20 protein-coding genes and 1 riboswitch are annotated in these 17,156 nt (G+C 68.8%); of the genes, 9 read left to right on the forward strand and 11 right to left on the reverse strand.

All coding sequences use genetic code 11. From position 1 onward, the window contains the following. Nucleotides 1-9: 9 nt before the first annotated feature. Together AC5RUU_RS12925 and AC5RUU_RS12930 are read left to right on the forward strand one after the other, a co-directional pair. Nucleotides 10-1,332, forward strand: a complete 1,323-nt coding sequence (locus AC5RUU_RS12925; protein WP_493975603.1) for an MFS transporter — start codon at nucleotides 10-12, stop codon at nucleotides 1,330-1,332. 10 nt (nucleotides 1,333-1,342) lie between these two features. Continuing rightward, entirely contained in the window at nucleotides 1,343-2,728 is a 1,386-nt protein-coding gene (locus tag AC5RUU_RS12930; RefSeq protein WP_493975604.1) for an MFS transporter, read from the forward strand. A gap of 4 nt (nucleotides 2,729-2,732) precedes the next feature. On the opposite strand, the gene AC5RUU_RS12935 is transcribed toward AC5RUU_RS12930, so the two are convergent. Beyond that, complete coding sequence (locus AC5RUU_RS12935) at nucleotides 2,733-3,482, reverse strand: class I SAM-dependent methyltransferase (RefSeq protein ID WP_493975605.1); 750 nt, start codon at nucleotides 3,480-3,482, stop codon at nucleotides 2,733-2,735. A 403-nt stretch (nucleotides 3,483-3,885) separates the two neighbouring features. On the opposite strand from AC5RUU_RS12935, the gene AC5RUU_RS12940 reads away from it, so the two are divergent. Then, complete coding sequence (locus AC5RUU_RS12940; protein WP_493975606.1) at nucleotides 3,886-5,775, forward strand: DEAD/DEAH box helicase; 1,890 nt, start codon at nucleotides 3,886-3,888, stop codon at nucleotides 5,773-5,775. 2 nt (nucleotides 5,776-5,777) lie between these two features. Here AC5RUU_RS12940 and AC5RUU_RS12945 read toward each other — a convergent pair whose 3' ends face one another. From AC5RUU_RS12945 to AC5RUU_RS12975, 7 genes are all read right to left on the reverse strand, one after another. Next, nucleotides 5,778-6,428, reverse strand: coding sequence for an MBL fold metallo-hydrolase (locus AC5RUU_RS12945; protein ID WP_493975607.1), 651 nt, complete (start codon nucleotides 6,426-6,428; stop codon nucleotides 5,778-5,780). A 4-nt stretch (nucleotides 6,429-6,432) separates the two neighbouring features. Next, on the reverse strand, nucleotides 6,433-7,443 hold the full coding sequence (locus AC5RUU_RS12950; protein WP_493975608.1) for an aldo/keto reductase: 1,011 nt from the start codon (nucleotides 7,441-7,443) through the stop codon (nucleotides 6,433-6,435). Between the two features lie 67 nt (nucleotides 7,444-7,510). Next, nucleotides 7,511-8,137, reverse strand: coding sequence for a nucleoside/nucleotide kinase family protein (locus tag AC5RUU_RS12955; protein WP_493975609.1), 627 nt, complete (start codon nucleotides 8,135-8,137; stop codon nucleotides 7,511-7,513). Nucleotides 8,138-8,181: 44 nt separating this feature from the next. Beyond that, nucleotides 8,182-8,565 carry a DMT family transporter gene (locus tag AC5RUU_RS12960; RefSeq protein WP_493975706.1) on the reverse strand — a complete coding sequence of 128 codons (384 nt, stop codon included), beginning with the start codon at nucleotides 8,563-8,565 and terminating at the stop codon, nucleotides 8,182-8,184. Continuing rightward, complete coding sequence (locus AC5RUU_RS12965; protein WP_493975610.1) at nucleotides 8,565-8,888, reverse strand: DMT family transporter; 324 nt, start codon at nucleotides 8,886-8,888, stop codon at nucleotides 8,565-8,567. Before AC5RUU_RS12965 ends, AC5RUU_RS12960 begins: the two co-directional genes overlap by 1 nt. 9 nt (nucleotides 8,889-8,897) lie before the next feature. After that, a riboswitch (guanidine-III (ykkC-III) riboswitch) is annotated at nucleotides 8,898-8,962 on the reverse strand. Nucleotides 8,963-9,099: 137 nt separating this feature from the next. Then, entirely contained in the window at nucleotides 9,100-9,630 is a 531-nt protein-coding gene (locus tag AC5RUU_RS12970) for a ferritin (protein WP_493975611.1), read from the reverse strand. Between the two features lie 88 nt (nucleotides 9,631-9,718). Beyond that, the gene (locus AC5RUU_RS12975; RefSeq protein ID WP_493975612.1) at nucleotides 9,719-10,324 is read right to left on the reverse strand and encodes a HutD/Ves family protein; all 606 of its coding nucleotides are present in this window, start codon (nucleotides 10,322-10,324) and stop codon (nucleotides 9,719-9,721) included. 106 nt (nucleotides 10,325-10,430) lie between these two features. On the opposite strand from AC5RUU_RS12975, the gene AC5RUU_RS12980 reads away from it, so the two are divergent. Both AC5RUU_RS12980 and AC5RUU_RS12985 read left to right on the forward strand, forming a co-directional pair. Continuing rightward, nucleotides 10,431-11,042, forward strand: a complete 612-nt coding sequence (locus AC5RUU_RS12980) for a phosphoribosylanthranilate isomerase (protein ID WP_493975613.1) — start codon at nucleotides 10,431-10,433, stop codon at nucleotides 11,040-11,042. Nucleotides 11,043-11,130: 88 nt separating this feature from the next. Then, nucleotides 11,131-11,532 (forward strand): YccF domain-containing protein, encoded by a 402-nt coding sequence (locus tag AC5RUU_RS12985; protein WP_493975614.1) that lies wholly within the window; start codon nucleotides 11,131-11,133, stop codon nucleotides 11,530-11,532. 66 nt (nucleotides 11,533-11,598) lie between these two features. On the opposite strand, the gene AC5RUU_RS12990 is transcribed toward AC5RUU_RS12985, so the two are convergent. Both AC5RUU_RS12990 and AC5RUU_RS12995 read right to left on the reverse strand, forming a co-directional pair. Beyond that, nucleotides 11,599-12,429, reverse strand: a complete 831-nt coding sequence (locus tag AC5RUU_RS12990; RefSeq protein WP_493975615.1) for a 2-phosphosulfolactate phosphatase — start codon at nucleotides 12,427-12,429, stop codon at nucleotides 11,599-11,601. Beyond that, nucleotides 12,426-13,295, reverse strand: a complete 870-nt coding sequence (locus tag AC5RUU_RS12995; RefSeq protein ID WP_493975616.1) for a DUF4031 domain-containing protein — start codon at nucleotides 13,293-13,295, stop codon at nucleotides 12,426-12,428. The genes AC5RUU_RS12990 and AC5RUU_RS12995 overlap by 4 nt, the downstream gene beginning before the upstream one ends. 116 nt (nucleotides 13,296-13,411) lie before the next feature. Here AC5RUU_RS12995 and AC5RUU_RS13000 point away from each other — a divergent pair, with 116 nt between their 5' ends. The 4 genes from AC5RUU_RS13000 to AC5RUU_RS13015 are packed head-to-tail and all read left to right on the forward strand — an operon-like array spanning nucleotide 13,412 to nucleotide 16,558. After that, nucleotides 13,412-13,822: a TOBE domain-containing protein gene (locus AC5RUU_RS13000; RefSeq protein WP_493975617.1), complete on the forward strand. Its 411-nt coding sequence runs from the start codon at nucleotides 13,412-13,414 to the stop codon at nucleotides 13,820-13,822. Further along, on the forward strand, nucleotides 13,819-14,607 hold the full coding sequence (gene modA / locus AC5RUU_RS13005; RefSeq protein WP_493975618.1) for a molybdate ABC transporter substrate-binding protein: 789 nt from the start codon (nucleotides 13,819-13,821) through the stop codon (nucleotides 14,605-14,607). The genes AC5RUU_RS13000 and modA overlap by 4 nt, the downstream gene beginning before the upstream one ends. 32 nt (nucleotides 14,608-14,639) lie before the next feature. Continuing rightward, a complete protein-coding gene (locus tag AC5RUU_RS13010) occupies nucleotides 14,640-15,503 on the forward strand; it encodes an ABC transporter permease (protein ID WP_493975619.1) in 864 nt (287 codons plus the stop codon). Continuing rightward, nucleotides 15,500-16,558 (forward strand): sulfate/molybdate ABC transporter ATP-binding protein, encoded by a 1,059-nt coding sequence (locus tag AC5RUU_RS13015; RefSeq protein ID WP_493975620.1) that lies wholly within the window; start codon nucleotides 15,500-15,502, stop codon nucleotides 16,556-16,558. The genes AC5RUU_RS13010 and AC5RUU_RS13015 overlap by 4 nt, the downstream gene beginning before the upstream one ends. Before the next feature lie 80 nt (nucleotides 16,559-16,638). Here the strand turns inward: AC5RUU_RS13015 and AC5RUU_RS13020 are convergent, their stop codons facing one another. Further along, complete coding sequence (locus AC5RUU_RS13020) at nucleotides 16,639-16,974, reverse strand: hypothetical protein (RefSeq protein ID WP_493975621.1); 336 nt, start codon at nucleotides 16,972-16,974, stop codon at nucleotides 16,639-16,641. Nucleotides 16,975-17,156 lie beyond the last annotated feature (182 nt).

Consider the following 17,156-nt stretch of genomic DNA (forward strand, 5'->3'; position numbering starts at 1 on the left):
AATGGGCGGGTGACGGAAGCGACGAACGCCGGGGCAAGGAAGCAGCGGCACAGGGAGCCGGTGGGGCCGGACCGGCACGCCAGGTCCCAGCCCGGGACGTTGGTCGACGCCGAAATTGACGAGTCCCCCGCGCCGGGACCAACGCGGGTCGGAAGCCGGCGGCAGCTTGCCTACCTCGGCCTGTGCCTGGTGCTGGTCGGGCTCAACCTGCGGACCGTCTTCTCCAGCTTTTCCGCGGTGCTCCCGGAGGCAAGCTCGCAGGGGTCGCTGCCCGGGTGGGCTGTTGTGGTGTTGACCACCGTTCCGGTGACGCTGCTCGGCGTGTTCGCCCCGCTTGCCCCGGTGCTGGCCCGCAGGTTTGGTGCCGAACGCGTCCTGCTCGGCGCCATGGCTGTCCTGACGGCAGGGCTGCTGCTGCGCCCGGTGGACACAGGGATACCCGCCGCCGGCCATCTGCCTGCACTCCTCGCCGGGACGGCGTGCTGCGGTGCCGCCATTGCCCTCTGCAACGTCCTCCTTCCCGGCTTGGTGAAACGCGACTTTCCGCACCGGCTGGGCCTCATGGGCGGGCTCTACACCACGGCGATCTGTGCGTCCGCCGCACTCGGGGCGGGCTTCACGTACCCGGTTTACACGGCGACGGGGGAGTGGACCCTGGCCCTGGGGTTCTGGGCCCTGCCCGCCGCCGTCGTCCTTCTCCTGTTCCTTCCCGTGGCCGTCCGCCAGCGGCCCGTACGGCATCAGGCCGCCAAGGACGGCGTGAACGTGTGGCGGTCGGCGGTGGCGTGGCAGGTGACCCTCTTCATGGTGCTGCAGGCCATGATGTCCTTCAGCGTCTTCGCCTGGCTGGCGCCCATCCTCCGGGAACGCGGCGTGGACGGCGGAACCGCCGGCCTGATCGTATCGGCCAGCATCGTGCTGCAGATGCTTGGCTCGCTGTTTGCACCGGCGCTGGCGGCCACGTTCCGGGAACAGCGGGCCCTCAACACCGTGGTTGCGCTGATGACGGGCACCGGATTCGCGCTCTGCATCTTCGGGCCCCTGGACCTCGTGTGGGTGTGGGCAGGCCTGTTGGGGCTGGGGCAGGGCAGCCTGACGGCGGTGGCGCTGACCATGATCATGCTGCGCACCCGGGACGGGCACACGGCCGCGCACTTGTCCGGAATGATGCAGGGCGTGGGGTACGGGTTGGGCTCCACCGGGACCCTGATGGTCGGGCAGCTCCACCAGGTCACCGGGTCCTTTGCGGCCGCCGGCGTCCTGTTCCTGACGGTGGGCCTGCTGGCCGCCGTCTTCGGTTACCGTGCGGGCCGCGACAGGTACGTCGGTTAGGGCGGTGACCGTGCCCGATTCCACCCTTCCCGCCGCCCATACGGCCGCAGGCATCCTGCAGCGGCCGTACCTGTGGGTCACGACCGGCACCTGTGCCCTGGTGTTCCTCGCCGCGTTCGAATCGCTCGCGGTGACCACCATCATGCCCCTGGTCAGCCGCGAGCTGGACGGCGCCGCCCTGTACGCCCTGGCCTTTGCCGGTCCGCTGGCCACCGGCGTCATCGGCATGGTGGCCGCCGGCAACTGGTCCGACCGGCGAGGACCGGCGGCGCCACTTTACGCGTCCGTGGGGCTGTTCGTGCTGGGCCTGCTGATTGCCGGCACCTCAGCCACCATGCCGATGCTCGTTTCGGGCCGGCTGGTCCAGGGCCTGGGCGGTGGAGCCCTCACCGTGGCCCTGTATGTCCTGGTGGCCCGGATCTACCCAGGCATGCTGCATCCGAAGATATTTGCCGCGTTTTCCGCAGCCTGGGTGATCCCGTCCCTTGTGGGCCCGTTCGCCGCCGGGATCGTGGCGCAGGTCTTCAGTTGGCACTGGGTATTCCTGGGTGTAGTCGGGCTGGTCATTCCGGCCCTGCTGATGATCGCGCCCGTCCTGCGCGGGATGGCCCGCCCGCCGGCAGGAACCGCAGAAATCCCCTGGGCAGTGGACCGGCTCGCGTGGGCGGCGCTCGCCGCGGCGGCAGTGCTGGGGCTGAACCTGTCCGCGGAAGCGCGCATCCCGGGGTTTCCCGCAGCCACTGCGCTGCTGGCCGTTGCCGCCCTCGTTCTGGCGCTGCTGGCCGTCCGCCCGCTGGTTCCCCGCGGCACCCTCCTCGCCCGGCGCGGCCTGCCGAGCGTCATCCTGGCACGCGGGCTCGCCTCGGCCGCGTTCTTCGGCGCCGAGGTGTACCTGCCGTACCTGCTGGTCGAGCAGTACGCCTTTTCACCAACCTTCGCCGGGCTCACCCTCACCGGCGGTGCCCTTGCCTGGGCTGGGGCGTCAGCCGTGCAGGGCCGCCTGGGCGCCCGGCTGTCCCACCGTGGTGCCGTGAGGACCGGGGCGCTGATGGTCCTGGGAGCGGTGCTGCTCGCCCTGGCCACCACCGCGCTGCACTGGCCGGCCGCAGTCGCCATCGCCGGCTGGATCTTTGCCGGCGGCGGCATGGGCCTTCTCTACCCACGGCTAAGCGTCATGACCCTGGCCCTGTCCACCAACGACGACGAGGGCTTCAACAGTTCCGCAATGTCCATCTCCGACTCGCTGGGCGGGGCGCTTGCGCTGGCCACGACCGGCATCGTCTTCGCGGCATTCACGACGACGGCGGCGTCCTTTGCCGGCGTCTTCGGCCTTGCCGCCGTGGTTGCCGTCGCCGCGGCTTTCGTTGCGCCGAGGGTCACCAGCAGGAACCCGTAGGGCTTTAGCTCAGCCGCGTGGCTCGAAGGACGACATCGGCGATGGTGGCGTGCTGGCCTTCCGGTCCCGTCACCGGGCGCTCACGGCTGGTGAGGACCTCAAGCTGCCACCCGGGGCTGTCCAGCCCCAGTTCGCGGACCAGTTCATCGCCGGTGTAGAACATCTCCCTGTGGTTGTGGTGGCCGGCGCCCCACGGCGGGAGCCGGTCCGGATGGTGGCCCACCACCAGCAGGGTTCCGCCGGGCTTGACCGCTGCAGTCGCCGTCCGCAGCGGCCCCTGCCAGGCGAGTTCCTGCGAGTGCAGGAACTGTGAGGTCACCAGGTCGAAGTGCCCCTCGGGCTGCCACTGCTCCAGGTCGGCCTGCTGCCAGGTGATCCGGCTGGCAATGGCGCCCTCAGCCGCGTGCACGCTCTCCCTCGCCAGCGCAGCCTTCTCGTGGGATTGCGCACGTTCCAGCGCGACGGCGGAAACGTCGACGGCGGTCACGGTCCAGCCCTGCTGCGCCAGCCAGATGGCGTCGGCCCCTTCGCCGCAGCCGAGGTCCAGCGCCTTGCCGGGCCGCAACCCTCCGGCCTCCCGCACCAGTTGCGGGTTCGGTTTGCCGCTCCATATCTGTGGTTTGGTCCGGTACCTTTCGTCCCAGATCGAGGCGGCGTCGTCGCCGCGGATACCGCTGCCGGGGCCGCCGGTACCGGTGTCCGGGGAGGCACCCCCGTCGTGCCTGTCGTGGTGGTGCGCCGCCTGTTCGCTCATGCCTCAACACTGCCCTGCCGCGGCGGCTTAGGCAACGCCTCCATGCGGCTGGCAGGCACGGCGCCTGACATGCCGCCGGGGGCGTCAATGCCCGCCAGCGGGAGAGCCGGGAAGGGGAAGGGGGCGAAGGATGCTAGACTGGTGGAACTTGATGTGCAGTGATGCCCAGGTTTTCTTTTGTGAAGGTTCCTTTATCGAGGTTCCCTTCATAACGGGTCTGGGCTTTTTTCATGTGAGAGGCACATCCTGCGTCGATGAACGCGTTCCATTTGGTCCCGGCCGTCGCTTTGAATAAGCGGCAGCAGGCTGGTTGATCACCTGAATTTTCTTCGGCGAAACCCCTGGGCCAACCGGCACCGGGGGCCCGATATCCGCATGGATACCGCCTGAAAGACCTTTTGACTTGACTACTTTTGCTGCCCTCGGCACGCCCAAAGCCCTCGCCGAAACCCTCGCCGCGCAGGGAATCGAATCCCCGTTCCCCATCCAGGTGAAGACCCTGCCGGACACCCTGTCCGGCCGGGACGTCCTGGGCCGCGGCCGGACCGGCTCCGGCAAGACCATTGCCTTCGCCATCCCGCTGGTGGCCCGCCTGGCCGAGCGCGAAGCCCCGTACTTCCGCAAGCCCGGCCGCCCCATGGGCCTGGTCCTTGCCCCCACCCGTGAACTGGCAACGCAGATCAACGCCACCATCGAGCCGCTGGCCAAGGCCGTGGGCCTGAACACCACCGTGATTTACGGCGGCATCTCCCAGGCGCGCCAGGAGAAGGCGCTGCGCGCCGGCGTCGACATCGTCATCGCCTGCCCGGGCCGCCTGGAGGACCTCATCCGCCAGCGCATCCTCACCCTCGAAGCCGTGGAGATCACCGTCCTGGACGAGGCTGACCACATGGCCGACCTCGGCTTCCTGCCCGTGGTGAAGAAGCTTATGGACATGACGCCCAGCCAGGGGCAGCGCCTGCTCTTCTCGGCCACCCTGGACAACGGCGTGGACAAGATCGTCCAACGCTACCTCTCCAACCCGCTCACCCACTCGGTGGACGATCCGCAGGCCGCGGTGACCACCATGGAGCACCATGTGCTGGTGGTCAACGACCAGACGGTCAAGAAGCAACTGATCGTGGAGCTCGCATCCGGCGCCGGCCGCCGCGTCCTCTTCATGCGGACCAAGCACCACGCCCGCAAGCTCGCCAAGACCCTGACCGACGCCGGGATCCCCGCCGTGGACCTGCACGGCAACCTGTCGCAGAACGCCCGTGACCGCAACCTGGCAGAGTTCTCCTCCGGCGAGGTGCGCGTCCTGGTGGCCACCGATGTCGCGGCCCGCGGCGTGCACGTGGACGACGTCGAACTGGTCATCCATGTTGACCCGCCCACCGAGCACAAGGCGTACCTGCACCGCTCGGGCCGTACCGCCCGTGCCGGTTCCGACGGCACCGTGGTCACGTTGACCCTCCCGGAGCAGCAGACCGACGTCAAGAAGCTGATGAAGGCCGCCGGCGTGGACGTGAACTTCGAACGCGTCACGGCCAACTCGCCCATCGTCTCGGAGCTGGTGGGCGACATCGCGGACAAGGTGGACCCCCGCACCCGCGCCGCACTGCTGGCAGCCAAGGCCCAGAAGCAGGGCGGTGGCACCTCCACCGGAGCAAACGCGGAGCGCAAGCGTGCCCGCCGCCAGGCTTCCCCGGTTGCGGGAGGCCGCGGCGGACGCGGAGGCCGCGGCAAGGTTTCCGCCGAACCCGTCCGCACTGACGTTCCGCGCGCCGAGCGGCGCGCCGCAACCTTCGAGGGACGTACTGAAGCCCGCGCCGCGGCGGACTTCGTCCGCGAGCAGAACGAGGACCGTGCCATTGCGGCTGCGGCTGCACGGCGTAATGCCCGCGGCCGTGGCACCACCGGTAACGCCCACCGCAACGACGTTCCTGCCGCAGGCGGCCGGGCATCGGCAGGCCGGGGTTCTGACGGACGCAGCGCCGACGCCCGCACCGATTCCCGCATCACCCGCAGCGACGCTCCCCGCGGTGGCTCCGGCCGTCCCGCTTCCGGCGGGCAGCGCTCGGGGCGCCCGGCCACCGGCCAGCGCGCAGCTGCAGGTGCGGGCCGCTCCGGCGGCCAGCGCTCAAGTGCAGGTGCGTCGAACGCGGGCGGCAGCAAGGCTGTCTGGTCCTCCAACACCGGTGGAACGTCCGGCGGATCCTACGCCGGTAACGGCGGCGGCTCAGGCCGTCCGGCCCGCAGCGGTCCCCGCCGCGCTTCGGCTCCGGCATCGAACGAACGCCGCGGCCGCTAGGATCACCAGCCCCGGGCGCGCCACTCCTTAAGGTGTGGCCGCTCGGCGCCGAGCGTCGTCGGCTTTCCATGGCCGGGATGCACGACGGCGGCATCGGGGTAGGCGCCGAACAGCCGCTCCGTCACGTCCGACAGCAGCTGGGTGAACCGCTCCGGATCCTTCTGCGTGTTGCCCACGCCGCCGGGAAAGAGCGAGTCGCCGGAGAAGATGTGAACCGCGCCCTCCGGGTCCTGGTACACAAAAGCGATCGAGCCGGGCGTGTGTCCGCGCAAATGGACAGCCGACAACTCGAACCCGTCCACGGCAACCTTGTCCCCATGCCCAAGGCGCCGGTCCACCGGAACAGGCAGCGCGTCGGCGTCGTCCGCTCCTGCAACGGTGGGGACACCGGTGGCCGCCACCAGCTCCTTCAATGCCCGGACGTGGTCCCAGTGCTGGTGGGTCGTGGCGATCAGCGCAAGCCGGGGCCCAGCGGACGTATCGGCGGCGGAGTCCTGCAGCAGTTGACGGATGGCCGGAAGGTCGTCAGCGGCGTCGATCAGCACCTGTTCGCCGCTGGCTTTGGCGGTTAGCAGGTACACGTTGTTGTCCATCCCGCTGACGGAGATCCGCCGGATGGTCAGGGCTGGCAGGTCGTGAAGGAGTGAGTCCATGGCTTCAGTCCAGGGACGCGCTTTCGCGGCCCTCAGACACCCAGTTGGGATCGGCGGAGCGGGAGCCGACGACGGCGTCCGAAGCTTCGCCCAGTGCGTCCAGCTGGCCAGGGGTCAGTTCCAGGGCGAGCGCTCCGAGGTTTTCGTCGATCCGGTGCGTTTTGCGGGTGCCGGGGATGGGGACGACGGGCAGGCCCAGCAGTTTGCCCTGGGCGAGCAGCCAGGCCAGCGCCACCTGGGCGGGTGTCGCGCCGAGCTCCTCCGCCACCGATCGGACGGTGGCCACCACTGCCTCGTTGGCGCTGGCAGCGTCCGGGGCGAAGCGGGGGATCCGGCGCCGGAAGTCTTTGTCCCCCAGGTTCGAGGCGTCAACAGTGCCGGTGAGGAATCCCCGGCCCAGCGGCGAGTACGGGACAAAACCCGTTCCCAGGGCGGCCGCGGCAGGAACAACGTTGCGTTCCACGTCGCGGCTCCAGATGGACCATTCACTCTGGACCGCCGCAATGGAGTGGACGGAGGAGGCTTCTTCCAGCTCCTGGGCCGTCACTTCCGACAATCCCAGGTGCTTGACCTTGCCTTGTTGTACAAGCTCCGCCATGGCCTCCACGGTTTCCACAATCGGAACGCGGAGGTCACGGCGGTGCATGTAGTAGAGGTCGATCACGTCAGTACCCAGCCGTTGCAGGCTTCGGTCCACGGCCCGCCGGATATGGTCGGCGTCGCCCCGGACGTCCGTGTACCCGTCCGCCGGCGACCCTACCAGGCCGAACTTCGTGGCCACCTGGACCTCGTCCCGCCGCTCCTTCAGGAGCTGAGCGATCAGTTCCTCGTTGCTGCCACCGCCGTAGATGTCCGCTGTGTCGATGAAGGTAACACCGGAATCGACGGCGTGATGCAGCGTCCGCAGGGCCTCGGACGGGTTAACCTCCCCATAAACCGGTGTGAGTGCCATGCCGCCGAACCCGAGCGCGCTGACCTGGAGGGCATCGCCGAGGTGAACAGATGGTGAAGTCATGAACGTGCTCCCGTCATTGAAGTTGTCCCACAAGAACCTGGCCCCGGGCCGCTGTATTCCGTCGGGCCTAGTGCCAGGGGATGACCCGGTCTGCGGCCGGACGGGTCGCCTGGACCAGCCGCGCGTTGGCTTCATCAGGCCCGGCCGCCCACGCTTCTGCTGCCGCCCGTTCCATTCCAAATGAAACGTGCCTTTCCACCAGCCGGCTCAGCCGCAGCTCCTGCGGCGTGTCCACGAACCAGACCTCGTCCAGCTGGGCCCGGACCTCCTTCCAGGGCTCCTGCTCCGCGAGCAGGTAGTTCCCTTCGGTGATGACCAGCGGTACCTCGGCCGGGATGGCGATGGACGCGGCCACGGGCTCGTCAAGGGTGCGCCGGAACTCGGGGGCGTAGACCACTGCCTCGTCCCGGCGGGCGAGGCGCCGCAGCAGCGAAAGGTAGCCGCCGGCGTCGAACGTGTCGATGGCGCCTTTCCGCTGCCGAAGCAGAGTGCCGTCAATGATGGCGTTCCCCAGGTGGAAGCCGTCCATGGGGACCACCACGGCGGTGCCGGGGCCAAATTGCTGCTGGATCCAGGCCGCGAAGGTGGACTTGCCTGACCCGGGCGCGCCCACGACGCCCAGGATGGTCCGCGTTCCGGGAAGCATTCTGCGCCGGAGGGCGTCCATTGCCTCAGAGATCTTGGGGGAGTCCATGGCAAAAGCCTAGACCGCCCGCGGAGTCCGCCCCGGGTTTCCTGTCATGAAGGCCGCGTACGACCGCCGGGTTCGGCGGCGGCAGGCTGCTTCTTCCCGGCCGGGAGCGCCTTCAACCCGGCGGCGCAACCCACAATGCCGGCGATGAACAACAGTTTCAGGATGCTGAAGGGCTCAACGCCGGTGGCCATCGCCCAGCCCACCGTCAGTGCGGCACCGATTCCTACCCAAATGGCGTAGGCGGTGCCCAGCGGGATGCTGCGGATGGCCAGGCCCAAACCCAGCATGCTCAACACGGCGGTGACCACGAAGACGAGGGTGGGCAGGGGTTTGCTGAAGCCGTCGGACAGGCCCAGGGCCGTTGCCCAGACAGCTTCCAGGACGGCTGAGGCCAGGAGTACCAGCCAGGGAAGGGAACGCCGCAGCATCACGCCACCACCTTCAGGCCAACCACGCACGCGGCGATGCCGGACAGCAGGAGCAGCCGTGCCGCCGTCGGGCGTTCCACTTTGGTGGCGATCGCGTAGGCGGAGGTCAGGACCACGCCCACCCCCACCCATACGGCGTAGGCGGTGCCGGTGGGAATGGTCTGCATCGCGATGGCCAGGCCGCCGGTGCTGGCGGCGACGGAAACCAGGAACAGGAAGGCGGGTGCCATCCGGCGGCGGCCCGAAGCTTGGAAGGCACGGTGCAGGGCTGCGGCCCACACGGCCTCAAGCGCGCCGGAGAGAAGGAGTATTACCCACGACATGACAGATCCTTTGGCCAGTCTTGTCGCGTTCCGGGTACTGAACCGTCGTCCGGAGGCTCGGGTGGAGCCTTGTCCTCCAGCGTAGCAACGTTCGGCGGCGGCTGGCCACGTTGGTGGCCAACTTCACCAGCCGCGCCCAAGTAGGTAGCAGCAGATGTCGTTATGAGCCCTCATAACGACATCTGCTGCTACTCAGTTGGGGGAGCGCTGGTTAGAGCGCGCCGCCGGCAGCCTCCGGGGCGGCCGTGTCCCGGCCGCCGTCACCGATGGTCTCTCGGGCAATGAAGTTCTCGATGTCGAAGAGGTTGTCCGCCCGCTCGGCGATGTTCACCAGCGTGGTCATGGACGCCACCTCCTCCACCTGCTCCTTGAGGAACCACAGCATGAATTGCTCGCCCAGGGCATCGTTTTCGCTGCGGGCGGCCCGGAACAGGTCTTCGATGTTGCGGGTGACTTCCTTTTCCTGGTTGAGGGCAAGGGCCAGCGGCTCGGTAACCTGGGAGAAGTCGTTGCGGACGGCCGGGACCCCGGGAATGGTGAAGGGGATGTCGCGGTCCAGCATGTACTGCACCATCATCATGGCGTGGTTCCGCTCCTCCACGGACTGGCGGTAGAAGTACTTGGCCAGCTGGGGAAGGTCCTGGTTGGCGAACCAGGTGGCCACGGCGATGTACTGCTGGGATGCAGTGAACTCGTTGGCGATCTGGGTGGACAGGAGCGAATTGAACGTTGAAGTGGTCATAGCCCGAGTCTAGGGACGGGCGCGTGGACCCACCAGTGTGGAAAGGCTCGTCTTCCCTAGGCGAGGCTGCCCTTCCCGGCGGTGCCGATCAGTCCGCCACGGGGTCGATGGACACCACGGCCAGGAAGCCGCGGCCCAGGACTTCAGGGCTGGCGCTGTCCGAGCCCACCACGGCGTCGTACCGGGCCAGCACCTCCGGCTCATGCGTCTCATCGGCCACGGTCGCCTGCCCCTGCAGGAGCACCCCCACCTGCCGCTCCCCCAGGGGCTTGGAGCGTTTCTTTGAGAGTTCGACGATGGATGTGTAGGCCTTGTACGCCCCGGCCCGGGTGATGACATTGAGGTTCCGGATGTCACCGGTGGGCAGTGCCCCCACGGTGGCCGCCCCGCCGTCGAACCGGAAAGGCCTGTACTTCTCCACCGGATGCTCGGCGCCGTCAATGGTCAGCAGCAGCAGATCCCCCTCGATCACCGTCAGGAGCCGCTCCGTCCCCGGAAACTGGGAAAAGTCGCCGGCCTTGGTGACGTCCGCGATGCTCAGGCGCCAGTCCCAGCCTGCATCCCGGCCGCCCTCCCCGGCCCCGCGTCCCGGAATACCTGCGGATTCAATAGGCTGGCCGGCAATCTGGCGCGTCACCCCGCCGCCGTTGCGCCAGGGTTCGGCCTTGAGCTCGGCGAAGCGGATGATCTGCATCAGCCCAGCCTAGTTCCCGGCAGGACTTCCCGCCGTCGCGCGCCCGGGCCTTCCCTGCTACTCTCCTCCGGGGGGTCAACACGAAAACAGCCTCAAGGAGCCGGGAATGTTCGTCAAAGTGTGTGGTCTCAGTACCCCTGAATCGGTCCGCGAAGCGGTTGATTCCGGAGCGGATGCCGTAGGTTTCGTCCTCACCGCCAGCCCGCGCGTTGTCTCGCCGCACCAGGTGTCCTCGCTTCTGGCGGAGGTCCCGGCCCGGGTCACCCCCATCGGCGTCTTCCGCCATGAGCCGGTTGCCGACGCCATTGCCATCGCCCGCGCCGCCGGGCTGGAGTGGATCCAGCTGCATGGCACCCGCTCGCGGGAGGACGTTGCCACCGTGCACGACGCCGGCATGAAGCTGGTCAGGGCCGTCACCATGGGTGCGGCCCCGGAAGAGTTCGAAGACTGGGGCGAGGAATTGCTCCTGATTGACGCTGCGGTGCCCGGGTCCGGTGAGTCCTGGGACTACTCCGCCATGGCCGGTGTTCCCGGACTGCAAGGGCGCAGCTGGCTGCTTGCCGGCGGCCTGGACCCGGACAACGTGGGCGAGGCAACCGCCGCTGCGCACGCATGGGGTGTGGACGTGTCCTCCGGCGTGGAGGTGTCCCGGGGCGTCAAGGACCTGGCCAAGATCCGCGCCTTCGTCCACGCCGCGAAGGCGGACGCCACCGTCTGACGCTGGTTCTTTCTGGACCGCGGTTTTCAGGGTCCGGTCAGGGGATTCCCCCACCACTGTGTGGTGCCCGCCGGGGGACAATGGGTGGATGAAGACGCTGCTCAACATCATCTGGCTGGTTTTTGGCGGCCTCTGGCTTGCCCTGGGTTATTTCCTGGCCGGCGTGGTCTGCTGCCTGCTGGTGGTTACCATCCCGTGGGGCATCGCCTCGTTCCGGATCGCCGCCTACACGTTGTGGCCCTTTGGACGGACGGTGGTGGACAAGCCGGGCGGCACGGGCATCTTCGCCATGCTGGGCAACGTGATCTGGCTGCTGGTGGCAGGCATCTGGATCGCCATCGGCCATGTGGTGACGGCCTTCGCCATGGCCGTCACCATCATCGGCATACCGCTGGCCATCGCGAACCTGAAACTGATTCCGGTGTCCCTGATGCCGCTCGGCAAGCAGATCGTGCCCACCAACGCGCCGTTCGTGGCCGCGTACCGGTAGCCTTCCCAGGGCCTTCCGGCTGCGCCTCCCCGTCCTGGTCGCCGGGCCGGGATCCGGAATCGCAGGTCAGCGGCGCGGAGGGCTGGCCCGGAACGCCCCGTCCACCAGGATGGCCACGGCATCGCTGTCGTCCAGTTCGGCGGCGATGTCAACGTCCCCCAAGTAGCCGGCACCGGCAAGCTCCCGCCCGCTGGAGCAGCTGTGCAGCATCTGGCGAAGGTGCGGCTCGGCAGCCTCGAAAACCGCCATTGCCATCTCCGCTTCCGGTGCGTAGCCGTGTCTTCCGTCCCTGCCTTCCGCCGCCTCATAACCGCCCTTTCCCGCCGCGGCCAGCCCGGCAATGAAGGCGCCTGCTCCGATCTGGTCTTCGACGGCGGGGCGGAGCGTGCCGTCCGGCCACCGTTCACCGGCGGCCACCACGGCAATCACCGCGTCCTCCGGAAGGTTCGCCGCCACCCACTCGGCGGTCGCTGCCGCGTTCCGCAGGCACACCGCGGCCACGAGTGGGACCTCGCCGGCCAGCACGTGGCACAGCGCGGAACCGTTTGGGGAGGGCAGGACCACCCGCAGCAGGGAAGCGGCGGCCCGGAAGCTGGCCGGGGACAGGCTGAGCCCGCCGCCGTCGCGGGGGCCTGCCAGCTGGGCGTTGTGGTGGGCCGCGAAGTCCTCCGCGCTGGTGTCCTTCCAGGGATACGGAAACACTTCCGCGCCGCGGTCAAGGGCGACGCTCACGCACGTGCCGAAGGACAGGACGTCCACCACCACGGCAAGGTCCGCCCCGGGCGCGACTGTCCTGGCGCCGTCGAGCCCCCATTCCATCCGCACCGTGTAAGGAAGCTGCCGGTGGGCTGTGTTCGCCGAATGCACGTGCAGGGTCTTGGAGGAGGGTGCATTCATTCCAGTTCACCTTTCAGGTTCCGGTGCGCGGCGTCCAGCCACAGCTCTTTCGCCCGGCCAGTGTGGAAGAGCGGGTCCAGTTCCAGCAGGTGGCGCACGACGGCGGCACGCCCCGCCGCGAAGTCGGCGTCGCCCACGTGGGCATAGTCCTTCCGGACTGCAGCCAGGTAGCGGGCATATTCGTCCGGTTCCCCGCCCAGGACGGACAGGTCGGCATCGCACAGGAGGGCGCCGCCGTCGTCTCCTGCTTCCGGGCGGTGGTCTCCGGTCAGCCGGACCAGACGCGCCACCTCAGCCACCTCGACGGCCGGCAGGCCGGCCTGGCGCAGGCGGTGCTCGGCCAGCCGGGCCGACTCCTCCTCATCCTGGACGGGGATCCCCTGGTACACCGCGTCGTGGAACCAGGCGGCCAGGAGAACGGTGCGGGGAGGGTCGGCCGGCTCGGTGATCAGGTCCAGGGATTCGAGCACGGAGAGCAGATGCGTGCATCCGTGGTAGTGGCGGTGCGGTTCGCTCCAGCGGTCCAGCAGATCAAGGAACAAGGCGTCGTGGCCGGGCATGATTGCGTCCCAGCGGAGCTGCAGCGGCATCTTGAGCGACTTGTTCCGCTGCCTGGCGGGAATCCGGAGGCCGCTGGCAATCAGCTTGCGGACCAGCATCCGGGCCTCAACGGGAACGGCGCCGGCCGCCACCAGTTCATCGAAGCGGCGTTCGGGAACGTCGTAATGGTCGCCGTCGAAAGCCCTCTCGGGGATCCCTCCTGACGCGGCGAAGTCATGCAGCTCAGCCAGCGAGGTATCGGAGACCAGGTGGGAGAAATGCGTGCCGTGCGCAGGCCATAGTGGCGGGTCGATGTAGATGGCCATGGAGGAAGTCTAGTGGTGCGGGCCGGCGGTTCGGCGGAACCCCCACCAAACCGTCATCTTCGAAAAAGCGGAAGAAAGAAGGGAATCACGCCGTATCTGCGCCCTATGCTTGGAAAATGACCATCATCCGCGTTTCCGAGGCCGCGCGCTTCCTCGGTGTCAGTGACGATACCGTCCGGCGCTGGACGGACAACGGATCCCTTACCCCGCTGCGGGATGACTCGGGCCGGCTCGCCGTCGACGGGCTGGAGCTAGCCCGGCATGCCCGGAAGCTGGCGCAGCTGCCCGACGACCCCCACCGCACGGGCAGTTCGGCCCGAAACAGGTTCGTCGGGCTGGTCACCGGCATCACCGCTGACAGCGTCATGGCCCAGGTGGAGCTGCAGTGCGGACCGTTCCGTGTGGTGTCCCTGATGAGCAGCGAGGCAGTGCGGGAGCTGGGGCTGGAGCTTGGCTCCGTTGCCACTGCCGTCGTCAAAGCCACCACCGTCATCATCGAGACCCCACAGGGAAAGGGCGCCCTGTGAGAAGCCAGCTGGCGGCGGTACTCATCCTGGCATCCGGGCTCGCCGGGTGCGCCAGCGGCGATGCCGGCGGCGATGCCGCTCGGTCCGCCGGGATCAACGAAGAAACCGGCACCCTCACGGTCTTCGCGGCCGCCTCGCTGAAATCCAGCTTTACCCAACTGGCGGGAATGTTCGAGGCCCGGCATCCCGGAACTGACGTCACGCTAAGCTTTGCCGGTTCGTCGGAGCTGGCCACGCAGATCGGCCAGGGTGCTCCGGCGGACGTTTTTGCCTCCGCTGACACCAGGACGATGGACAAGCTGCAGGATGCCGGGCTCCTGGACGGCGGACCGCAGATCTTCGCCACCAACACTCCTGCCATCGCGGTCCCGCCCGGAAACCCTGCGCGCGTCAGCTCCTTCGCGGACCTGTCCAGGCCCGGTACCCGTCTCGTCATGTGCGCCCCGCAGGTGCCGTGCGGTGCCGCGGCAGCTGCCGTGGCGGAACAGCAGGGGGCGGAGCTCAGGCCGGTCAGCGAGGAAAGCTCCGTCACCGACGTGCTGGGCAAGGTGGTGTCCGGCGAGGCCGACGCCGGGCTGGTCTACGTCACCGACGTGCGTTCGGCGGGGGACAAGGTGGAAAGCGTCCCCTTCCCTGAAGCAGGAGACGCCGTCAACAGCTATCCCATCGCGGCAGTGGCGGGAAGCAGGAAGAACGCAGCCGCCCGCGCGTTCGTGGACCTGGTCACCGGCCCTGAAGGCCGGCAGGTGCTGGAACGGGCCGGGTTCGGACCCGGCGCCCCGTGAAGACTCCGCCGCGCGACGCCTGGCTCCGCCGCATGGCGAGAGCAGAAACGCGCACCGCCTATACCGGCGTGCCCCGCTGGCTCTATGCCCTGGCAGTCCTGGCCGCCCTGGTCATCGTCCTTCCGCTGCTGGCCATGGTGGCCAGGGTCAACTGGGCCAACTTCCTGCCGTTGATTACCTCGGAATCCGCGGTGACCGCCCTGGGCCTCAGCCTGCGCACCTCGGTAGCCAGCACCGCGCTCTGCATCGTGCTTGGCGTCCCGCTGGCCCTGGTGCTGGCGCGCGGACGGTTTCCGCTGCAGGGCCTGCTGCGCTCGCTGGTGCTGCTCCCGCTGGTGCTGCCGCCCGTCGTCGGGGGCATTGCGCTGCTGTACACGTTCGGCCGGCAGGGCCTCCTGGGGGGGACCCTGGATGTCCTGGGGCTGCAGATTGCCTTCTCAACCACGGCCGTGGTCCTGGCCCAGACCTTCGTGGCGCTGCCGTTCCTGGTGGTCAGCCTGGAAGGGGCGCTGCGCACCGGCGGGCAGAGGTACGAGGCCGTGGCAGCCACTCTCGGCGCTCCGCCCGGCGTCGTCTTCCGCCGTGTCACCCTGCCGCTGATGCTGCCCGGCCTCGCGTCCGGCGCGGTGCTCTCCTTCGCCCGCAGCCTGGGTGAGTTCGGGGCCACGCTCACGTTCGCCGGCAGCCTGCAGGGGGTGACCCGGACTTTGCCGCTGGAGATCTACCTGCAGCGGGAGACCGACCCGGACGCCGCCGTCGCGCTGTCCCTGGTCCTGGTGGCCGTGGCGGTAGCCGTGGTGGCGCTTGCCTACCGGCGTCCTGCCCGCGGGAATCCCCGGCAGGTTTCGGGTGAACAGACGACGGCGCCCGTCCCGGCAGGAGGGACCATTCCGTGACGTTCTCCTTCCAGGCAGCCGTGGCCGAGCGGGGCTTCGACGTCGCCCTCGACGTGGGGCCAGCACAAACTGTGGCTGTCATGGGGCCCAACGGGGCCGGCAAGTCCACGCTCCTGTCCAGCATCGCGGGCCTCGTCAAGCCGGACACCGGCCGCGCCCGCCTCGACGGCCGACTGCTGTTCCAACTGGACGACACGAATCACCACTGGACCCCGCCGCACAGCCGGGGTGCAGCCCTGCTCGCGCAGGAAGCCCTGCTGTTTCCGCACCTTAGCGCCTTGGACAACGTAGCCTTCGGGCTGAGGAGCGCCGGGGTGGCCAGGCGCGCCGCCAACCGTGATGCCACGCACTGGCTGGCGGAAGTGGAGGCTGCGGACCTGGCAGGGCGGCGTCCCGCAGAGCTCTCCGGCGGGCAGGCGCAGCGGGTTGCCGTGGCACGCGCCCTCGCTGCCAATCCCGCCCTCCTCCTGCTGGACGAACCCCTGGCCGCGCTGGATATCCACTCCGCCCCGATGCTGCGCCGCCTGCTCAAGCGCGTCCTCGCCGGGCGGCAGGCCATTATCGTTACGCACGATGTGCTGGACGCGCTGATGCTCGCGGACCGGGTGGCCATCCTGGAGGGCGGCCGGATCGTGGAGGAAGGCCCAACGCGCCAGGTGCTCGAACGGCCCAGGAGTGCTTTCGCCGCTGGTCTCGCCGGACTGAACTTCATGCCGGGCACGTTGACGGGCAGCGGCGTGCGGACGAGCCAGGGCAGGGAAGTTGCCGGCCACCTGGAGGATGCCGGCCAGGGGCACGAGCCCGGCCGGCCCGGCGTCGCCGTGTTCCCGCCGTCGGCCGTGTCCGTGTTCGCCACCGATGCGCACGGCAGTCCCCGGAACTCCTTCCCCGTTTCCATCACTGACCTGGAGCCGCACGGCGACCAGATCCGGGTCCGTGCAGGCGGGCTCGCGGCGGACATCACCCCGGCGGCCTCGGCGGACCTGGGCCTTGTCCCCGGGATGCCCGTGCACTTCGTGGTCAAGGCCGCCGCCGTGGCCGTCTACGAGGCCTGACCGGCCGGGGTCTTGTCCGGAGCTGCGGACCTCCGGCCTCGGCAAGTCCGCCTATCACGGACAAGAGCCTGGAGGACGGGCTACATGCCCGGCAGGTCCAGGGATTCGTATACCTGGATGCTGGCTCCCGGCATCATGAGGTGCGGGTGTCCGTCCAGAAGGGCTTCTGCGCCGGCGAGGTCCTCCGCCTGGAGGATCCCGTAACCCGCCACCCCGGTGGTGGCTTCAGAGGATCCGGCAGCGGTAATCTCCGTTCCGGTGCCCAGCGGGTTGCCCATGTCCACGATGCCATCGCCCGCGCGTCCGGCCCACTCCATCCACGCCTTCATGCCCTCCTGCGCGGCTTCCGGTGAACTGTCAGCCATCTGGGCCTGGGCAGACCGCGGGGCGATGTAGAGAACAACAAACTTCTTCATTGCCTGTCCCGTCTCTCGAGCGCGCCGGCGGACCTTTCCTCCCGGTCACACGCCCGATCCTAGGGGTACCCCGCGTCCATGGGAACAGCGGCCCGGATGTTCGCTGTGGGAAAACTCGTGCGTCCGGCAGGAAATAAACAGTCCCGATCCAAAGTTGAGCGTAGTAGACTCAACTTAGGAAA

Source organism: Arthrobacter sp. K4-10C, from assembly GCF_059090085.1.